We start from the raw sequence: 18997 nt of genomic DNA on the forward strand, positions 1-18997 counted from the left end.
CGGGAGTACTCCTGGGCTCGGTCTGCTCGTACGAATGCGGGGCGGGTGCGGGCCGGGCGCCGGCCGCGCGTCGCTCACGCGGGCACCGCCACCGCGCCCTCGGCGTCGTCGCGATGGTCGGCGAAGGCGAGCAGGGAGGTGTGCAGGGCGGAGCGCAGCTCCTCCATCTGCTCGTGGGTGAAGCAACCCGCGCTGTAGGGGAGTTCGATGCCGAGCCGGCCCTCGAAGGAGACCACGCACACCATCACCGGCCCGCGTCCCGCCTCGGGGAAGTAGTGCTCGCGGGCGGGGGCGAGGCGTACGTCGGTGACCTGGAGGCCGTCCGGGGTCGCCGGGCCGGGGACGCGGCCCATGTTGGTCACGATGACGCTGGTGGCGAGGAGGGCGGGGTGCTGCGGGACCTGGGGCAGGAGGTGGAGTTCCTGGAGGTGGTCGCCGCGGGTGATGGCGGTGTGCAGGTTCTCCGTGACCCGGCGGGCCAGCGCCAGCGGGTCGGCGTCGTGTGCCACGTCGAGCACGTCCAGGCAGGAGGTGACCGCGGGCACCATCACCTCGCGGGCCAGCGGCGGGTCGAGCCGGGCGCGCAGGTCGACGGGGGACATACAGCCGAGGGTGCGCGTCCCGGGCTCGCCGCCGAGGCGGCGGCGTACGGCGGTCAGGGCGGCGGCGGCGATCAGTCCGTGGACCGAGACACCCTCGGCCTTCGCGAAGCGCCGCAGCCGCTCGGTGTCCTCGGCCTCCAGCAGCAGGCGCCGGACGCCGAGTTCGGGCTCGCCGGGCGGGCGCTGTGCGCCCACGGCCTCGTAGGGCAGGCAGACGACGGGCCGCTGCCGGGTGCGCTCGACGCGGAGCGCGAGATACTCCTCGGCCTCCGTCGCGGAGACGGCGGGCAGCAGTTCGGAGACGGGGGCGGGCCACTCCTCGTTGTACCGGCCCGCCGCGCCCGGCAGGTCACCGGCCAGCCGGGTGTAGGTGTCCCAGAGCGCGTTCTGGAGGGCGATGGCGCTGTGGCCGTCGGTGATGGTGTGGTCGACGCTGAGGATCACGGTGTGCTCGTCGCCGCCGCGCAGCAGGACGGCCCGGGCCAGGGGGCCGCCGACGGGCAGCGGGGTGTTGAACTCCTCGGTGAAGGAGTCGGGTCCGCCCTCGCGCACCAGCAACCGGGGCACCTCGTGCTCCGCCAGCGGCTGAAGCACCGCCACCCCGTCCTCGACGGCGATCCGGCAGCGCAGCGAGGGGTGCTCGGCGACCTTGGCGGCGAACGCGGCGGCGAGCAGCTCCTCGTCGAGGTCGCCGCGGACGGTGCAGGAGAGCACGGCACGGCTCCGCTGCGCCACGTAGAGGGTTTCGACCGGGCATAACCTGCGCTGCATCCCCATGACCTTTCGACTTTCCTTTCCCGGCGGTATACCGGGCCCGGCCGCGCCCCGACCGCCCGCAAAGGGCCGCTCACACGGATCGGCGGGAGCGGGGCGCACGCATACGAAGCACGCATGCGAAACACGTATACGGAGACGGAACCCTTCCCCCGTTGCGCGCCAGCCGTATTGGCCGGTGCACGGATCCCGAATCGCGCTTCAGTGAAGCGGCAATTCCATTCCCTCGCAAGGGTTTCGGAAGAGCCCGCGAAGTGACGTATCCCTCAACCGCCGCGAACCCGGCCCGCTTCCGCAGTCGGGGGAATACCCACCGCGTCCCGACCGCTAACCCGGCCGGACCCCGCACCTCCGTGACGCCGCGCGATATGGCTCAACTTCGGCGTTTGACGAGCCTTGCCGAGCGCTCGTATACCGCGTTTCCCTCAAGGGGCACATGCCAACAGCACGGTCTTGCCTCGCCTCATGGCCGGTTTGTTGACACAAAGTAAATTGCCCAAGCTGGCTCGAATCGTGCGGCCGTGCCCCTGACATAAGACGAGCGAAACCGGTCAACCGGCCGGGTTTTGCCGGTTCACCGGAAGACACGCCCGGCCAGATCATCCCCTTGACCCGCCGACTTCCCCTCATGCAGGGTTGCTGTTCCGAGGAAGGCCGCGCCCCGTCACGGCACTGCCTGCTCTCACCGGAGTTCCGCACCCGCAGCGGTATTCCGGCGACGCATTCCCCCTTTCGTTCCCATGCCCATTTCCGCTCTTCCGGCGGGCGGATCGTCCACGCCTGCCCAGCGGCTTCCCGGTAAGGGCCCGCCGGCTCCTTCCGCGTGCCGAGAATGCCAAAGACGCCTAATAAGGGTTGGTGCCATGTCTGTCCAGGAGGACACCAGTAGCCCGCTGACCGGGGCCCAGCAGGGACTCTGGTTCGCCCAGCGGCTCGACCCCGCGAACGCCGCCTACAACACCGCCGAGTACGTGGAGATCCACGGCCCCGTGGACACCGCGCTCTTCGAGACCGCGCTGCGCCGCACGGTCGGTGAGGCGGACACCTTCGCCCTGCGGTTCACCGACACCGCCGACGGGCCCCGCTCCGCGCCGGCCGCGGACGACGACTGGCCGCTGCACCTGGTGGACGTCAGCGGTGAGGCCGACCCGCGCGCGGCGGCCGAGGCCTGGATACGCGCCGACATGGCGACGGCGGCCGACCTCGGCGAGGGCCCGCTGTTCACCCACGCCCTCTTCACGGTGGCCCCCGACCGCTTCTTCTGGTTCCTGCGGGCCCACCACATCCTCCTCGACGGCTACAGCTACAAGCTCGTCGCCCGCCGTCTTTCCGAGGTCTACACGGCGCTCGCGGACGGCCGGGAGGTGCCCCGGAGTCCGTTCGCCCCGGTCAGCCGGCTGCTCGACGAGGAGGCGGCCTACCGCGCCTCCGACCGGTTCGTACGCGACCGTGCCCACTGGACCGGCCGGTTCGCGGACGCGCCGGGAGCCACCGGGCTCACCGAGGGCACCGCACCGCCCGCCGCCTCCTTCCTGCGCCGTACCACCCTGCTCTCCGCCGCCGACACCGAGCGCCTGGCCGCCGCCGCGGCCCGTCTGGGCGGGGCGCGCAACGACCTCGTGGTCGCGGCCGTCGCCGCCTATCTGCACCGGGTCACCGCACAGCGGGACATCGTGCTGGGCCTGCCCACCATGAGCCGGCTCGGCTCCACGGCGCTGCGCACACCCGGCACGGCGTCCAACATCCTGCCGCTGCGCCTGGCCGTCACCCCCGCCACCACGGCCGGGGACCTCATCAAGGCGGTCGCCGCCGGGTTACGCGACGTCCGCAGGCACCAGCAGTACCGCGCCGAGGACCTGCGCCGCGACCTCAGACTCGTCGGCGGGGCACGGCGGTTGTACGGGCCGGTCGTCAACCTCGTCCCGTTCGACGAGGAACCGCCCTTCGGCGGCCACCGCACCACCTCGCACCACCTGTCCGGCGGCGCCGTCGAGGACCTCCAGATCAACGTCCGGCCCGGCGCGGGCGGCGAAGGGCTGTGGATCGCCTTCGACGCCAACCCCGCCCTCTACACCGAGGCCGAACTCGACGACCACCAGCGGCGGTTGCTGCACCTGCTCGACCAGCTCGCCGAGGCCGACGCCACCCTGCCCCTCGCGCGCACGAGCCTGCTGCTCCCCGGTGAGGGCCGGGCCGACGCCCCCGCCGATTCCATACGCACCGCGCCCGACGCCGATCTGGCCGCCCGCTTCGAGGCCCGGGCGGCGCGCACCCCGCACGCCGTGGCCGTCACCTGCGAGGGCGCCTCGCTCACGTACGCCGGGCTCAACGCCCGCGCCAACCGGCTCGCCCGCCTCCTCGTCGAGCGCGGCGCGGGGCCGGGCGAGGTGGTGGCCCTGGCGCTGCCCCGCTCCCTGGAGCTCGTCACCGCCCTGCTGGCGGTGGTCAAGTCCGGCGCCGCGTATCTGCCGCTGGACCCCGGCTACCCGGCCGAGCGCATCCGCGCGGTGGCCCGCGACGCCGCGCCCGCGCTGCTCGTCACCGACGCGGCCACCGCGCCGACGCTTCCCGGGACCGGCGCCGACATCCTGGTCCTCGGCGAACCGGCTCTCGAAGGCCATCTGGCGGCGCGGCCGGACACCGACCTCACCGACGCCGAACGCGCCGCCCCGCTCACCCCCGGCGCCCCGGCGTACATCATCCACACCTCCGGCTCCACCGGCCGCCCCAAGGGCGTGGTGATCCCGCACTCCAACGTCGTGCGGCTCTTCGAGACCTCCGCCGGCCACTTCGCCTTCGGCCCGGACGACGTGTGGACCCTCTTCCACTCGTACGCCTTCGACTTCTCCGTCTGGGAGATCTGGGGGCCGCTGCTGCACGGCGGCCGGCTCGTCGTCGTCCCGTACGCCACCAGCCGCTCCCCGCGCGACTTCCTGCGGCTGCTGCGCGAGGAGGGCGTCACCGTCCTCAACCAGACGCCCTCCGCCTTCCAGCAGCTCATCGAGGCCGACCGGGAGGCCGGCGACGAGGACGGCCCGCTCGCCCTGCGCTACGTGGTGTTCGGCGGCGAGGCCCTGGAGCCCGCGCATCTGCGCCCCTGGCTGGAGCGCCACGGCGACGCCTCGCCCGTCCTGGTCAACATGTACGGGATCACCGAGACCACCGTGCACGTCACCCACCACCGTGTCACCCGAGAGCTGATCGAGGACCCGCGCGGGCGCAGTGTGATCGGCACCCCGCTTCCGGACCTGCGCGTATACGTCCTCGACCACTGCCTCCAGCCGGTCGTGCCGGGCCGGGTGGGCGAGATGTACGTGGCGGGCCCCGGACTCGCCCTCGGCTACCTGGGCCGCCCCGAACTCACCGCCGAACGGTTCGTCGCCGACCCCTTCGGCGCTCCGGGCGAGCGCATGTACCGCACCGGTGACCTGGCCCGGCGCGCGCCCGACGGCACCCTGGAGTACGCGGGGCGCTCGGACCAGCAGGTGAAGATCCGCGGGTTCCGCATCGAACCCGGCGAGATCGAGGCCGTGCTCGTCGGCCACCCGGACGTGGCCCGCGCCGCCGTGGTGGCCCGGGAGTCGCAGGGAGCGGCCGACCGGATCCTGGTGGCGTACGCCGTCCCCGCCCCGGGGTCGCGTCCCGAACCGGCGGCGCTGCGGGCCCATCTGGCCGCGTCGCTGCCCGAGCACATGGTGCCCAGCGCGTGCGTCGTCCTGGAGGCGCTGCCGCTGACCGCCAACGGCAAGCTGGACACCAAGGCGCTGCCCGCCCCCGACTTCGCGGCCGCGGCGACCGGCCGGGCCCCGGCCTCCGGGTCCCAGGCGCTGGTGTGCCGGCTGTACGAGGAGCTGCTGGGGCTGCCGGAGGGAACGGTCGGCGCCGAGGACAACTTCTTCGACCTCGGCGGGCACTCGCTGCTCGCCACCCGGCTGATGACCCGGCTGCGCGCGGCCACCGGCGCCGAGGTCTCCATGGCCGACTTCTTCGCCCGGCCCACCCCGGCGGCGCTCGCCGGCCGGGTTCCCGCCGAGGGCGGCCCGGCCCTCAGGCCGCCGCTGGTGCGCGCCGAGCGGCCGGACCCGCTGCCGCTCTCCGCGACCCAGCAGAGCATGTGGTTCCTCAACCAGCTGGACGGGGCCGCCGCCACGTACAACATTCCGCTGGTGGTCCCGCTGGAGCGGGAGGTCGACGTGGACGCGCTGCGCGCGGCGCTGGCCGATGTCGCTGACCGGCACGAGAGCCTGCGCACCCTGCTGCCGGAGACCGGCGGCACCCCGCGCCAGGAGATACGTCCGCCGGGCTCCCTGCTTCCCGTGCTGCACGTGGTGGACTGTCCCCCGCGGGAGGTGGAGGCGTATGTCGCCCTGGCGCGCGGACACCGCTTCGACCTGACCCGGGACCAGCCGCTGTGGGCCGGTCTCTACGGGACGGGGGCGGCCCGGACGCTGGTGGTCGTCCTGCACCACAGCGCGGCCGACGGCTGGTCGCTGCGCCCGCTGGCCGAGGACCTGTCCACCGCGTACGCGGCCCGCGCCGAGGGCCGCGACCCGGGCTGGGACGAACTTCCCGTCCAGTACGCCGACTACACTCTCTGGCAACGCGCGCTGCTCGAAGGCACGGACGCCGACGGCGGGTTGAGGGAGCGTCAGCTCGCCTTCTGGAAGGAGGCGCTCGACGGTCTGCCGGTGGAGATACCGCTGCCCACGGACCGGCCGCGCCCCCAGGCCCCGGCCCGCCGGGGCGCCCATCTCACCCTCGACGTCTCCCCCGGTCTGCACCGCGCCCTGCTGCGGCTCGCCGACGAGAGCGGTGCGAGCCTGTTCATGGTGCTGCAAAGCGGCCTCGCCGCCCTGCTCACCCGTTGGGGCGCGGGCACGGACATCCCGATCGGCACACCCGTCGCGGGACGCGCCGACGAGGCACTCGACGACCTGATCGGCCTGATGGCCACCTCGCTGGTGCTGCGGACCGACACCTCCGGCGACCCGGAGTTCCGCGACCTGATCGCCCGGGTACGGGACGTCGACCTCGCCGCCTACGACCACCAGGACCTGCCCTTCGACCGGCTCGTGGAGGAGCTCAACCCGCCCCGCACCCCCGCCCGCCACCCGCTCTTCCAGGTCATGCTGGCCCTCCAGAACAACACCGAGGCCGTGCTGCGGCTCGGCGGCAACGAGGCGCCGCTGCGGCCCAGCGCCACCGGCACCGCCAAGTTCGACCTGTTCGTGGACGTGGTGGAGCACCGCGCCGAGGACGGGTCCGCGGACGGGCTCGCCTGCCACATCGAGTACGCCGCCGACCTGTTCGACCACGCGACCGTGGACCGCGCCGCCCACGCCCTGCACGCGCTCCTGACCGCCGTGGCGGACGACCCCGGGGTGCGCCTGGGTGCGCTGCCCGCCCCCGGGCCCGTCGTACGGGCCGAGGAGGCGGCGGACACCGCGTCCGGCACGGCGGAGCTGGAGCGCGCCCTCCTCGACCGGGGTGACCTGCGGGACGCGGTGGCCGTGCCGGGAGCGGACGGGCGGACGGCCGTGTTCGCCGTGCCCACCCGGGCCGCCGCGGTCGAACAGGCGGCCCGCGCCCTGCGGCGTCCCGGAGCGGACTCCGGGACCGGCCCCCGGATCACCGCCGTCAGCGATCTGCCCAGGCACGCCGACGGCACCCTGGACACCGACGCCCTCGGCAAACTGCCCTTCATCGACACCGAGGCCGCCGAGGAGTGGCAGCGCGGCCTGGCCGCGCTGCCCGGTGTGCAAGCGGCGACCGTGACCCTGGAGGAGGTCACCGAGCCGATCGGCCGGCTCTACATCGGCTCCTCCGGTACCCGCGCCGACGCCCCCGCCCACGCCCCGGGCGACGGCGCCGCCACCGCCGTGCCCGCGCTCAGCGAAGGGCCCGAACTGCCGGAGCCCACGGTGAGCGGCTGGGCCGAGGCGCTGCGGCGGGCGGCCGGGGGCGGCCCGCACGCCGAGGTCGTCCACGTCCGGGCCGACGGCACCGAGACCCGGCGCAGCTACGCCTCGCTGATCGAGGAGGCCTCCCGTGTCCTCGGCGGCCTGCGGAAGCTCGGGCTGCGCCCCGGTGACCAGGTGATCCTCCAGTGCGAGGACACCGAGGACTTCCTCGCCACGCTGTGGGGCTGCGTCCTGGGCGGGTTCGTGACCGTACCGCTGACCGTCCCCGTCTCGTACGCGACGGCCTCGGCGCCCGTGGCGAAGCTGGAGGGCGTGTGGGAGATGCTGCACCGCCCCTGGGTGGTCACCTCCGCCTCCGGTGAGGAGGGGCTGCGCGACCTGGCGCGGCGCCGGGAGTGGCAGGGGCTGCGGCTCACCACGACCGACGCGCTGCGGGCCGGACCGCCCGACGGGGACTGGCACCCCGCGCGGCCCGACGACGTGGTGCTGATGCTGCTGACCTCGGGGAGCACCGGGCTGCCCAAGGCGGTCCGGCTCAGCCACCGCAACGTGCTGACCCGGGCCGCCGCGACCGCCACCCTCAACTCCCTCACCGAGCACGACGTCTCGGTCAACTGGATCCCGCTGGACCACGTCACCGGTGTGGTCATGTTCCATCTGCGCGACGTGTATCTCGGCTGCCGCCAGGTGCACGCGCCGACCTCCTGGATCCTGGAGGACCCGCTGCGCTGGATGGACCTGGCGCACCGGCACCGGGCCACCGTCACCTGGGCGCCCAACTTCGCCTTCGGCCTGGTCAGCGAGCAGGCGCACCGGATGTCCGGGCGGCCCTGGGACCTCTCCCCGATGCGGCTGGTGATGAACGCGGGCGAGGTCGTCGTCGCGGCCACCGCCCGGCGCTGGCTGGAGGTGATGAAGCCGTTCGGGCTGCCGCAGGACGTCATGCACCCGTGCTGGGGCATGTCCGAGACGTCGTCGGTGGTCACCGACACCGTGCTCTCGGCGCAACCGCTGCCCGGCGAGGAGGCGTTCGTCAGCTGCGGGCTGCCCTATCCGGGCTTCGCCATGCGGATCGTGGACGACCAGGACCGTATCGTCGCGGAGGGCACCGCGGGCCGGCTCCAGGTGCGCGGCACCACCGTGACCTCCGGCTACCACGACAACCCGAAGGTGAACGCCGAGTCGTTCACCCCCGAGGGCTGGTTCGAGACCGGTGACCTGGCCTTCCTGCGGGCGGGCGAGCTCTACATCACCGGCCGCGCCAAGGACGTCATCATCGTCAACGGCGTCAACCACTACAGTCACGAGATCGAGACGTGCGTCGAGGAACTGCCCTTCGTGGTTAGGAGTTTCACCGCGGCCTGCGCGGTGCGCACCGACCCGGCGGCGGGCACCGACGAGCTCGCGCTCTTCTTCCACCTGGAGGAGGGCATGGACACCGAGCGGGCGCTGCGGGCGATCCGGGGCAAGGTGACCCGCGAGATCGGCATCAGCCCGGCGCATCTCATGCCGGTCGAGGCGGCCGTGATCCCCAAGACGGAGATCGGCAAGATCCAGCGCACCCAGTTGCGCAAGCGGTTCGAGGCGGGCGAGTTCGACCCGGTCGCGCAGGCCTCGGAGATCCTGCTCGGCAGCACCGCGACCGTGCCCGACTGGTTCCTGCGCCCGGTGTGGCAGCGCGCCGAGCGCGTCCACGCCCCGGCCGCGCCGGGCGGCCACACCTTGGTGTTGGCCGGGCGCCACACCCCGGCCGCCGAGGTCGCGGCCGCCGTCGCGGACCTGCTGCGCGAGGGCGGCGGCCGGTGCACGGTGGTCACCGCCGGGGCCGGGTTCGCCCGGAGCGACGCGGCCACCTACCGGGTGCGCGTGGACGCAGTCGACGACTACGGGCGCCTGCTGGACGCTCTCGCGGCGGACGACCGGCCCGTGGAGACCGTCCTGCACCTGGGCGCGCTCGGCGCCCCAAGCGGTGAGCCGGAGAGCGCGGCCGAGCTGCTGGAGGCCCAGCGCGACGGCGCCGACGCCCTGCTCTGCCTGGCTCAGGCCCTGACAACCCGTCACGAGGATGGCCGCCGGGTCGCCCTGTACGTCGTGGGCGCCGGCTGCCAGGCGGTGGGTGCGCACGAGCGCCCCTCCTACGCCCATGGTGCCGTCGGCGGGCTCCTCAAGAGTCTGCGCGAGGAGCTGCCCTGGCTGAGCACCGTCCAGGTGGACCTGGCGCCCGAGGGCGGCCCCGGGGAGCGCGCCGGGCTGCTGGTGGCGGAGGCCGCCGCTCCCGTGGCCGACGCCGAGGTCGCCTTCCGCGACGGGCAGCGCTGGATCCGCCGCCTGGCGCCCCTGCCCGACCCGCTGCCGCGCGCCGCCGCACCCGCTATCGACGGGTTCCGCCTGCTCAGCGGCGGTCTTGGCGGGGTCGCCGGACGTCTCGCCGAGCATCTGCTGAAGACCCCCGGCACCCGGCTGCTCCTGGTCGGGCGCACCCAACTGCCCGACGAGGACGCCTGGGACAAGCACCTCGCCGAGGGCGGTCCGTTCGCCCGCCGCATCCAGACGTACCGGAGCCTGCGCGAGCTGGGCGAGGTGCGGTACGCGAGCGCCGACATCACCGACCCGGACGCGCTGCGCGCCGTCGTCGACGAGGCGGCCTCGGCCTGGTCCGTCCCGCTCGGCCAGATCGTGCACCTGGCGGGCCGCTTCGAGCAGCGGGCGGTGGCCGACCTGTCCCTGGACGAGTGGCGTGCGGCGCTCGCCGCGAAGGTCACCGGCGGCTGGGCGCTGCACCGCCTCGCCCAGGAGCGCTCCGTCCGCTCCTTCGTCTCGTTCTCCTCGGTCAACGGCTTCTTCGGCGGCTCCATGAGCAGCTCCTACGCCGCCGCCAACGCGTTCCTCGACGCCCTCGCCGCCCATCGGCGCGGAGCCGGCCTGGACGCGCAGAGCCTGGCCTGGAGCATGTGGGACGAGCTCGGCATGAGTGAGGGGTACGGCCTCAAGTCGCTGACGGAGGCGCGCGGTTACCGCGTCCTGGACGCCTCCGCGGCCCTGCGCTCCTTCGACCTGGCCCGCACCCTGGACGAGCCGCACCTGCTGATCGGCACCGACCGGTCGCTGCCCTGGGTGCGCGGCCACATCCGGGCGGCGCCGCGCCCGGTGCACCGCCTCGCGGGCCGGGTGGCCCTGGAGGACGACGCGGACCTCGGCGCGCTGTACACGGCGGCCGGGAAGAGCGCCGAGGCGGCCGGCGCGAGAGGCAACTGGGTGCTGCGGGCGGCCGGTTCGTCACGGACCGAGGCACCCGGGGCCGCCGACGACACGGCCGAGGGGCTGCGCCGGCTGGAGAAGGTCCTGAGCGCCATCTGGTGCCGTGTCCTGGAGCGCGACCGGGTCGGCGTCGAGGAGAACTTCTTCGACCTCGGCGGCCACTCCCTGCTCCTGGTCCGCGCCCAGGGCGCGGTCAACGAGGAGCTGGGCTGCGAGCTGAGCGTGGTCGACCTGTTCAGCCACCCCAGCGTCCGGGCCCTGGCCCGCCACCTCACCGCCCTCGGCGTCGGTGGCGCCGCGCCGCAGGCCGCACCGACGGCGGCGGACAGCGCCCCGCCCACCGGACTCGACCGCGTACGGCAGCGGGCCGAGCGCCAGCGTGCCGCCCGTGCCGCCCGCCGTCCCGCCCCGAACACCCCGCACACCGAGCACGAAGGACCCCGCAACGATGGATGAGACAGACCGGCCGGAGTACGGGCCCGGGACGGCGGTCGCGGTCGTCGCCATGGCGGCACGCTTCCCCGGCGCCGACACGGTCGAGGAGTTCTGGGAGAACCTGGCGGCCGGCCGGGAGTCGATCCGGCCCGTCACCGACGAGGAGTTCCTCGCGGCGGGCGGCGACCCCGCGCACCTGTCCGACCCCGATCTGGTGCGGATGGCCTCGGTGGTCGAGGGCATCGACCGCTTCGACTCCGCCTTCTTCGGCTACAGCCCGGCCGAGGCCGAGGTCGTCGACCCGCAGCAGCGCCTCCTGCTGGAGTGCGCCTACCACGCGCTGGAGGAGGCGGGATACGCGGGCGGGCACGGCGACCTCCAGGTGGGGGTGTACGCGGGAGCGGGCGACAGCCGCTACTACCCCGGGCACGTCCACCCGCGCTTCGCCGGGCAGAGCGCGTCGGTGGCCCTGGTCCACGCGGCCACCAGCAACTCGCTGGGCACCCTGGCCACCCGTATCTCCTACGAACTGGGGCTGACCGGGCCCAGCCTCTCCCTCCAGACGGCGTGCTCCACCGCCCTCGTCGCGATCCACACCGCCTGCCAGGACCTGATCGACTACCGCTGCGACGTCGCCCTGGCGGGGGCCGCCTCGCTCAACCCGTCGGCGCTGCTCGGCTACCGGCACGTGCCCGACGGGCCGTTCTCGCCGGACGGCCGCTGCCGGGCGTTCGCCGCCGACGCGGCGGGCACCTCCTCGGGCGACGGCGTCGGCATGGTCGTCCTCAAGCGCCTGGAGGACGCCCTCGCCGACGGGGACCGCATCCGGGCGGTGGTGCGGGGCTCGGCCATCAACAACGACGGCCGCCGCAAGGTCGGGTTCACCGCCCCCAGCACCGAGGGCCAGACGGAGGCCGTCCTCGCCGCCCAGGTCGCCGCGGGTGTCGACGCCGGCTCGATCGGCTACGTGGAGGCCCACGGCACCGCCACCAGGATCGGCGACCCGATCGAAGTGGCCGCGCTGACCCGGGCGTTCCGCGAGAGCAGCGACCGCGAGGGGTTCTGCGCCCTGGGGTCGGTCAAGAGCAACATCGGGCATCTGGGCGCCGCCGCCGGGATCGCCGGCTTCATCAAGGTCGTGCTGGCGCTCGAACACGGGCAGATACCGCCGACCCTCCACGCCGAGCGGCCCAACCCGCTGATCGACTTCGCGGCGAGCCCGTTCCGGGTGCCGACGGCGCTGGAGGAGTGGGACGCGGGGGCGGCGCCGCGCCGGGCCGCCGTCAGCGCCTTCGGCGTCGGCGGCACCAACGCCCATGTGATCGTGGAGGAGGCCCCGCCCGCCGCACCCGCCCCGGCCCCGCGCCAGGGGGACGGCGAGCGGTGGCACGTCCTGCCGCTCTCCGCCCGCACCACGGGGGCCCTGCGCGGCCAGGCGGCGAAACTCGGACGCCACCTCACCGCGCACCCCGGCCTCGACCTCGCCGACGTCGCCCACACCCTGCGCACCGACCGCCCCGCCATGCCCCACCGGGCCGCGGTGGCCGCGCGGAGCGCCGAGGAGGCCGCGCGGATCCTGCTGCACCCCCTCCAGGCCCCGGCCGAGGTGCGCGGCGAGGAGGCGCCGCCGGTGGCCTTCCTGCTGCCCGGCGGCGGCACCCAGTACACCGGCATGGGCGCCGGGCTCTACCGCGAACTCCCCGTCTACCGGGACGCCGTCGACCACTGCGCCGACATCCTGCGCCCCGCGACCGGCCGCGATCTGCGCACCGCGCTGTACGAGCACACCGAACCCGGCGGCATCGACGCCTTCCTGGCCCTGGTGGTCACCGAATACGCCCTGGCCACCGCGCTGATGGAGCACGGTGTCCGGCCGGCCGCGTTCATCGGGCACTCGCTGGGCGAGTACACCGCGGCGACCCTCGCCGGGGTGATGACCCTGGAGGAGATGCTGCCGCTCGCCGCCGAGCGGATCCGGCTGATCAGCTCGGCCGGAGGCGCCACCGTCGGTGTGGCCCTGGGCGAGGAGGCCCTGCGCGGCTACCTCACCGACGACCTGTCACTGGCCGCCGTCAACGGCCCGGCCGCCTGTACGGTCGCGGGGCGCGCGGAGGCGGTGGCGGCGCTGGAGGCGCGGCTGCTCGCGGACGAGGTCGCCTTCCGCCGGCTGCGGATGCCGGCGGCCGCGCACTCCCACGTCCTGGACCCGATCCTGCCGGGCTTCGCGGACCTCCTGCGGACCGTGGCCCTGCGGGCGCCCACCGTCCCGTACGTCACCAACGTCACCGGGACCTGGGTCACCGACGAGCAGGCGACGAGTGTCGGGCACTGGCTCGACCACACCCGCCGCACGGTCCGCTTCGCGGACGGCATCGCCGCGCTGTGGGAGCGCGGCAACCCGCTGTTCGTCGAGATCGGCCCCGGCGACAGCCTCGCCAAGCTGGCCGCGGCCCGGCTCGCGGACGCCCCCGTGACCACGGTGCCCACCATGCGCCACGCCAAGGCCGCGAGCCCCGACGGGCAGGTCTTCGCGGAGGCGCTGGGCCGGCTGTGGAGCGCGGGCGTGCCCGCCGACATCACCGGCCCCGGCGAGGCGCGCGAACCGCGCCGGGTGCCGCTGCCGGGGTACGCCTTCGACCGGCGCCGCCACTGGATCGACGCACCCGGCGCCAAGGCGCCCACCGCCGGGGACGACGGGACGGACGGGACGGACGGCGCCGGCCGCGCGCCCCGGCCGTATCTGACCACCGCGTACGCGGCGCCCCGCACCCCCCAGGAGCGCGCCGTGGCCGCGTGCTGGGAGGAGGCCCTGGGCATCGAGGGCATCGGCGTCCACGACAACTATTTCGACCTGGGCGGCGACTCGATGCGCGCCGTGATGCTGGCCGGACGGATGCGTACCGAGGGCGTCCTCGACGTCCCGGCCGCCGCGTTCCTGTCCGCGCCCACCATCGCCGGGCTCGTGGCGCTCGCCGGGCGCGCGGGCGCCGCCGGGCGGGACGCGTTCGCGCCGCTGCTGCCGCTGCGCGCCGACGGCGACCAGCGCCCGCTGTTCTGTGTGCACCCGGGCGCGGGCATCGCCTGGCGCTACACCGGGCTGCTGCCCCATCTCGGGTCCCGCCAGCCGGTGTACGGGCTCCAGGCGCACGGCCTGGACGGCACGCTGGAGCCGGCCGCCGACGCCAAGGAGATGGTCGACTCCTACCTCGCCCGGCTGCGCGAGGTGCAGCCGCGCGGCCCGTACCGGCTGATGGGCTGGTCCTACGGCGGCTTCGTCGCCCACGCGATGGCCACCGCCCTGCAACGGCAGGGCGAGGACGTCGAGTTGCTGGCGATGCTGGACGCGCCGCTGACCGGGGACGAGCCCGCCGACCCGGCCGCGACCGAGCGCCAGGTGGCGTCCCTGCTCGTCCGGGTCGCGGGCGTGGAGATGCCCGAGGGCGGTGCGGACGTCGACGAGGTGGTCCGGCTGATCGGCGAGGACGGCGCGGAGCGCGGCCCCTCGCCGGTGACCCGCGAGGAGGCGCTCGCCATCGCCCGGGTGATGCGCAACAACCTCGCCGTCGCGAGCGGCTTCGCCCCCGAGGTGTTCCGGGGCGACGTGCTCTTCTTCAGCGCCACCGAGGGCGCGGGTGCCGCCGACCCGGCCGACGTCTCCCTGGCGGCCGGGAAGGCCGACGGCTGGCGCCCGTACGTGAGCGGCGTCCTCACCGACCACGCCGTGCCCTGCGGCCACTACGAGATGACCGAGCCGGAGCCGATGGCCCGGATCGGTGCGGTCCTGGCCGCCGCCCTGCGGCCCGCCGCCGGATGACCCCCCGCACACCGCGCCGCACACCCGGCTGTGCGGCACCGAAGGGAGCAGCCGTGCCCAGTCCGTTCGACCCCGGCGACGACGACGAGCCGTCGCACCTGGTGCTCGTCAACGCGGCGGGAGAGCACTCCCTGTGGCCCGCGTTCGCCGCCGTACCGGCCGGCTGGGAGGCCACCGGCCCCGCCGCGGCCCACGGCGTCTGCCTCGCCCGCCTGGCGCGGGCCCACGCCCACCCGTCCCCCGCTACCCCCTCAGGAGCCCTCTCGTGACCCAGGACCTGTACGAACTCGGTGACGCGCCGCCGCTCGGCGAGGCGCCCAAGCGCATGTACGCCTCGCTCATCCGGCCCGAGCGCTACGGGCAGCCCATCGACGCCTTCCGTACCGAGGTCGTGGACGTGCCCCCGGTCGGGCGCGGCCAGGTGCTCATCAAGGTGATGGCGGCGGGCGTCAACTACAACAACGTGTGGGCCTCGCTCGGTGACCCGGTCGACGTCATAGCCGCCCGGCAGAAGCGCGGCGCGGTGGAGGACTTCCACATCGGCGGCTCCGACGCGTCCGGCGTCGTCTGGGCGGTCGGCGAGGGCGTACGCCTGAAGCCCGGCGACGAGATCGTGCTGCTGGCCAGTGTGTGGGACGAGAGCGCCGAGGACATCCGGCTCGGCGCCGACCCCTGCACCTCCGCCTCGCAGAGCGTGTGGGGCTACGAGGAGAACTACGGGTCGTTCGCGCAGTTCGCGGTCGTCGACGAGTACCAGTGCCACCCCAAGCCGAAGCGGCTCTCCTGGGCGGAGGCCGCCTGCTACATGGCGACCGCCGCCACCGCCTACCGCCAGCTCTTCGGCTGGGAGCCGCACACCGTCCGCCCCGGCGACGTCGTGCTGATCTGGGGCGGCGCGGGGGGCCTGGGCTGCATGGCGATCCAGTTGGTCAAGCAGCGCGGCGGCATCCCCATCGCGGTCGTCTCCAGCGACGAACGCGGCGAGTACTGCGTGGAACTGGGCGCCAAGGGCTACATCAACCGCCGCGACTTCGACCACTGGGGCCGGCTGCCCGACACCTCCGACGACGACGCCATGGCCCAGTGGCTCAAGGGCGCGCGCGCCTTCGGCCGCCGCTTCTGGGAGGTGCTGGGTGAGCGCCGGGCGCCCAGGATCGTCCTGGAGCACTCGGGCGCCGACACCATCCCGACCTCCATGTACCTGTGCGACAACGCGGGCATGGTCGTCATCTGCGGCGGCACCACCGGCTACAACGGCGACGTGGACCTGCGGTTCCTGTGGATGCGCCAGAAGCGGCTCCAGGGCTCCCACGTCTCCAACGCGCGCGAGGCCCGTGAGGTCACCACGCTCATCGACCAGGGGCTGCTCGACCCGTGTCTGTCGCTCACCCTCGGCTTCGAGGAGATCGGCAAGGCCCACCAGCTGATCCACGACAACCAGCATCCGGCCGGGAACATGGCGGTCCTGGTCAACGCCAAGGAGTAGCGGTTTGGTCGGGCCGCCGCACCACGGGGGCGGCGGCCCAGCTGAACACCCCGGGCCCGGCCCGGCGCACCCGGACGTCGAGGACATGGCCGGGCAGTGCCCTCGGCCGGGCGCGGAAGCCGCCGGGCACCGGACGTGCCTCGATCGCGAGCAGAGTGGCCGGTGCCTGTCCGGCGGGCAGCAGGGCGGCGAACGCCTTGTAGGCCGCCTCCTTGGCCGAGAACACGGCGAGGAGCCGACGCGCCGCCGTCGGGGCGGACGTGCCGTCCGTCCAGGTCCGCTCGTCGGGCCCGAGCACGATGTGCGCGCTCTCCAGGGGTAGTTCGCGCAGTTCGAGGTCGCACCCCACGGCGTGGAAGCGCGTGAGGGACGCGGCGAGCGCGACGGCGAGGCCGCCGGAGTGGCTGATCGAACCCACCCGCCCGGCGGGGAACCGGGGCCGTCTGCCGTCGCGGAGGATCTCCGGTACGGGATGCCCGGGCCCGGCCAGCGCCCGGCGGGCGGCGAGGCGTCCGGCCAGGAAGTCACGGCGGCGCGGCGGCGGCATGGCGGCGGCGAGTTCACGCTCCCCGGGCCCCGCCGGGCACGTTTGCGGTTCGCCTGCCCGTGCCAGGCCGAGCGAGAGCCCTTCGGCGTGCAGGGCGGGACGCAACAGAAGCAGCGCGTGCTCGGCGGCTGCCGGGCCGGGGTCCGGGTCCGGCCCGATGCCATCTGAGTCCGGGTCCGGCCGGACGCCACCTGAGTCCGGGTACGGCCGGGTGACACCGAAGGCCGGGTGCGGCCGGGTGGTACGGGCGCCCGGCGCCCGGTCCACCACCTCGCGCCGCCCCGCGGCTTCACGCACGCAGCAGCTTCTTGATGATCTTCCCGGCCGGGTTGCGCGGCACCTGGTCGATGAACTCGATGCGCCGGGGGCGCTTGTACGAGGCGAGCCGCTGGGCGAGATGCGTCTGCAACTCGGCGGCCGCGGTGCCCTCCTCGGCGACGACGTACGCCAGCGGGACCTCGCCGAAGTCCTCGTCCGGCACCCCGACGACCGCCGCGTCGCGTACCGCCGGGTGGGCCTGGAGGGCGCGCTCGATCTCCGAGGGGTAGACGTTCTGGCCGGCCCGGATGATCAGGTCCTTGCTGCGGTCGATCAGCCGGATCAGTCCGTCCCGGTCGATGTGGCCGAGGTCGCCGGTGCGGATCCAGCCGTCCACGGTGATCTCGGCCGTGGCCGCCTCGTCGCCCCAGTAGCCGCGCATCAGCCCGGGTCCGCGCACCCAGATCTCCCCGATCGCGCCGGGCGCCACCTCCTGGCCGCGCTCGTCCAGGGCGCGCGCGGACATCCCCGGGACGACCCGGCCGGCCGGGATCACCTCGGGCACCGCGTCGGGTGCCGGGTGCTCCTCCGGGCCCAGCGTGACGAACGGGCCGCCGACCTCGGTCATCCCGTACACCTGGCGGAAGCCGCAGCCGAGCCGTTCGACGGCCTCGGCGTAGATGTCCGGCGGCATGGGCGCGGCTCCGTACAGGATCTCGCGCAGGGTGGAGAGGTCCGTGGTCTCGGCGGACTTCGCGCGCAGCAGGAAGCGGAGCATCTGCGGGACGAGCCAGACGTGGGTGGCGCGGTGGGTCTCGATGGCGGCGAGCGCGGTCTGCGGCTTGAAGCCGGGCATCAGGACCACGGTCGCGCCAGCCGCCATGTAGGTCAGCGAGACGACCATGCTGCCGTGGTAGAGCGGGCAGCAGTTGACCAGCACCATGGCGTCGTCGGGCCGGGCCACGGCCAGCCAGCCGAGCGCGATGGCGCGGAACGAGGCGTGGTCGACGGTGACGCCCTTGGCCTGCCCGGTCGTCGCGGAGGTGTGCAGGATCGCCGCGGGGGCGTCGTCCGGGATGTCGTCGAGCGCCGGTCCGCCCTCGGCGCCGAGCGCGGCGAACGCCTCGTCGTCCAGCGGGATACGGGTGCGCACCGGCAGGTCCGGGTGGCGGGCCAGCAGCGCCGCCTCGCCGATCACCGCGACGGCGCCGGTGCGTTCGACGATCCCGGTCACCTCGGCCGGGGTCAGGCTGTGGTTGAGGGGGACGAAGAGCGCGCCGATACGGGCGAGCGCGAAGTACGTCTCCAGGACCTCGACGCGGTCCAGGGAGAGCACGGCGACGCGGTCGCCGGGCCGGATGCCGAGCCCGGCGAGTCCGTGCGCGAGGGCGATGCCGCGGTCGTGGAACTGGGCCCAGGTGACGGAGCGGTGCTCGTCCACCAGGGCCGTCCGGTCCGGGAAGCACTGGCGGTTGCGCTCCGCCAACTGGGTCAGCCACATCAGGCGGCGCCCGGCTGCGGGGTGGCGGCGTCGCGGCCGGCGATGAACCGCTCGTAGTCGGCGATGGTGGTCAGGCCCTCCATGTCCTCGGCCGTCACCTCGACGCCGGTGCGCTGCTCGATGAGCAGGATCAGCCGGACGAGGTCGCCGGAGTCGATCCCGCTGGCGCTGAGGTCCTCGTCGTCGCCGATGGCCTCGGCGAACTCCGGTGTGCCGGTCAGCTCGACCAGCATCGTCCTGATGGTGCTCATGGGCGTACCCCTCTCGTTGCACGGACTACCGAAGAGAGAGGCGCGGCCGGTCCCGCGCACTCCCCCGCCCCCGCGTGACCTTCGTCACGGGCCGACGGCATGTGCCCGGGGATTGGGCGCCCCGGGCCCGGCCTCTTCCTTCTGTGAAGG

Annotated in this window: 8 protein-coding genes; 4 read left to right on the plus strand and 4 right to left on the minus strand. The window is 74.4% G+C overall.

What is annotated here, in order from left to right; genetic code table 11:
• Positions 1–74: 74 nt before the first annotated feature.
• On the minus strand, positions 75–1379 hold the full coding sequence (locus ABZ404_RS00785) for a condensation domain-containing protein (protein ID WP_358835478.1): 1305 nt from the start codon (positions 1377–1379) through the stop codon (positions 75–77).
• An 860-nt stretch (positions 1380–2239) separates the two neighbouring features.
• Here ABZ404_RS00785 and ABZ404_RS00790 point away from each other — a divergent pair.
• The 4 genes from ABZ404_RS00790 to ccrA are packed head-to-tail and all read left to right on the plus strand — an operon-like array spanning position 2240 to position 16290.
• A complete protein-coding gene (locus tag ABZ404_RS00790; protein ID WP_358989949.1) occupies positions 2240–11011 on the plus strand; it encodes an amino acid adenylation domain-containing protein in 8772 nt (2923 codons plus the stop codon).
• Positions 11004–14804: a beta-ketoacyl synthase N-terminal-like domain-containing protein gene (locus ABZ404_RS00795; protein ID WP_358836265.1), complete on the plus strand. Its 3801-nt coding sequence runs from the start codon at positions 11004–11006 to the stop codon at positions 14802–14804. The genes ABZ404_RS00790 and ABZ404_RS00795 overlap by 8 nt, the downstream gene beginning before the upstream one ends.
• 53 nt (positions 14805–14857) lie before the next feature.
• Positions 14858–15073, plus strand: a complete 216-nt coding sequence (locus tag ABZ404_RS00800; RefSeq protein WP_358836266.1) for an MbtH family protein — start codon at positions 14858–14860, stop codon at positions 15071–15073.
• Positions 15074–15129: 56 nt separating this feature from the next.
• Positions 15130–16290 carry a crotonyl-CoA carboxylase/reductase gene (ccrA, locus tag ABZ404_RS00805; protein WP_358836267.1) on the plus strand — a complete coding sequence of 387 codons (1161 nt, stop codon included), beginning with the start codon at positions 15130–15132 and terminating at the stop codon, positions 16288–16290.
• Here ccrA and ABZ404_RS00810 read toward each other — a convergent pair.
• From ABZ404_RS00810 to ABZ404_RS00820, 3 genes are read right to left on the minus strand one after another with little or no spacing between them, the layout of a single operon-like run.
• Entirely contained in the window at positions 16274–17134 is an 861-nt protein-coding gene (locus ABZ404_RS00810) for a 4'-phosphopantetheinyl transferase superfamily protein (protein ID WP_358989953.1), read from the minus strand. The genes ccrA and ABZ404_RS00810 overlap by 17 nt on opposite strands.
• Positions 17127–18596, minus strand: a complete 1470-nt coding sequence (locus tag ABZ404_RS00815; RefSeq protein WP_358834454.1) for an AMP-binding protein — start codon at positions 18594–18596, stop codon at positions 17127–17129. The genes ABZ404_RS00810 and ABZ404_RS00815 overlap by 8 nt, the downstream gene beginning before the upstream one ends.
• Positions 18596–18847, minus strand: a complete 252-nt coding sequence (locus ABZ404_RS00820) for an acyl carrier protein (protein WP_358834453.1) — start codon at positions 18845–18847, stop codon at positions 18596–18598. Before ABZ404_RS00820 ends, ABZ404_RS00815 begins: the two co-directional genes overlap by 1 nt.
• Positions 18848–18997 lie beyond the last annotated feature (150 nt).

The sequence above is a fragment of the Streptomyces sp. NPDC005878 genome (assembly GCF_040629815.1).
In the GTDB taxonomy this organism is placed as follows: Bacteria; Actinomycetota; Actinomycetes; order Streptomycetales; family Streptomycetaceae; genus Streptomyces.

What these genes read in the sequence shown, in the direction of transcription:
- ABZ404_RS00785 (WP_358835478.1), bottom strand. Translation starts at nt 1,379, where the DNA reads ATGGGGATGCAGCGCAGGTTATGCCCGGTCGAAACCCTCTACGTGGCG.
- ABZ404_RS00820 (WP_358834453.1), bottom strand. Translation starts at nt 18,847, where the DNA reads ATGAGCACCATCAGGACGATGCTGGTCGAGCTGACCGGCACACCGGAG.
- ccrA (WP_358836267.1), top strand. Translation starts at nt 15,130, where the DNA reads ATGTACGCCTCGCTCATCCGGCCCGAGCGCTACGGGCAGCCCATCGAC.
- ABZ404_RS00795 (WP_358836265.1), top strand. Translation starts at nt 11,004, where the DNA reads ATGGATGAGACAGACCGGCCGGAGTACGGGCCCGGGACGGCGGTCGCG.
- ABZ404_RS00815 (WP_358834454.1), bottom strand. Translation starts at nt 18,596, where the DNA reads ATGTGGCTGACCCAGTTGGCGGAGCGCAACCGCCAGTGCTTCCCGGAC.
- ABZ404_RS00790 (WP_358989949.1), top strand. Translation starts at nt 2,240, where the DNA reads ATGTCTGTCCAGGAGGACACCAGTAGCCCGCTGACCGGGGCCCAGCAG.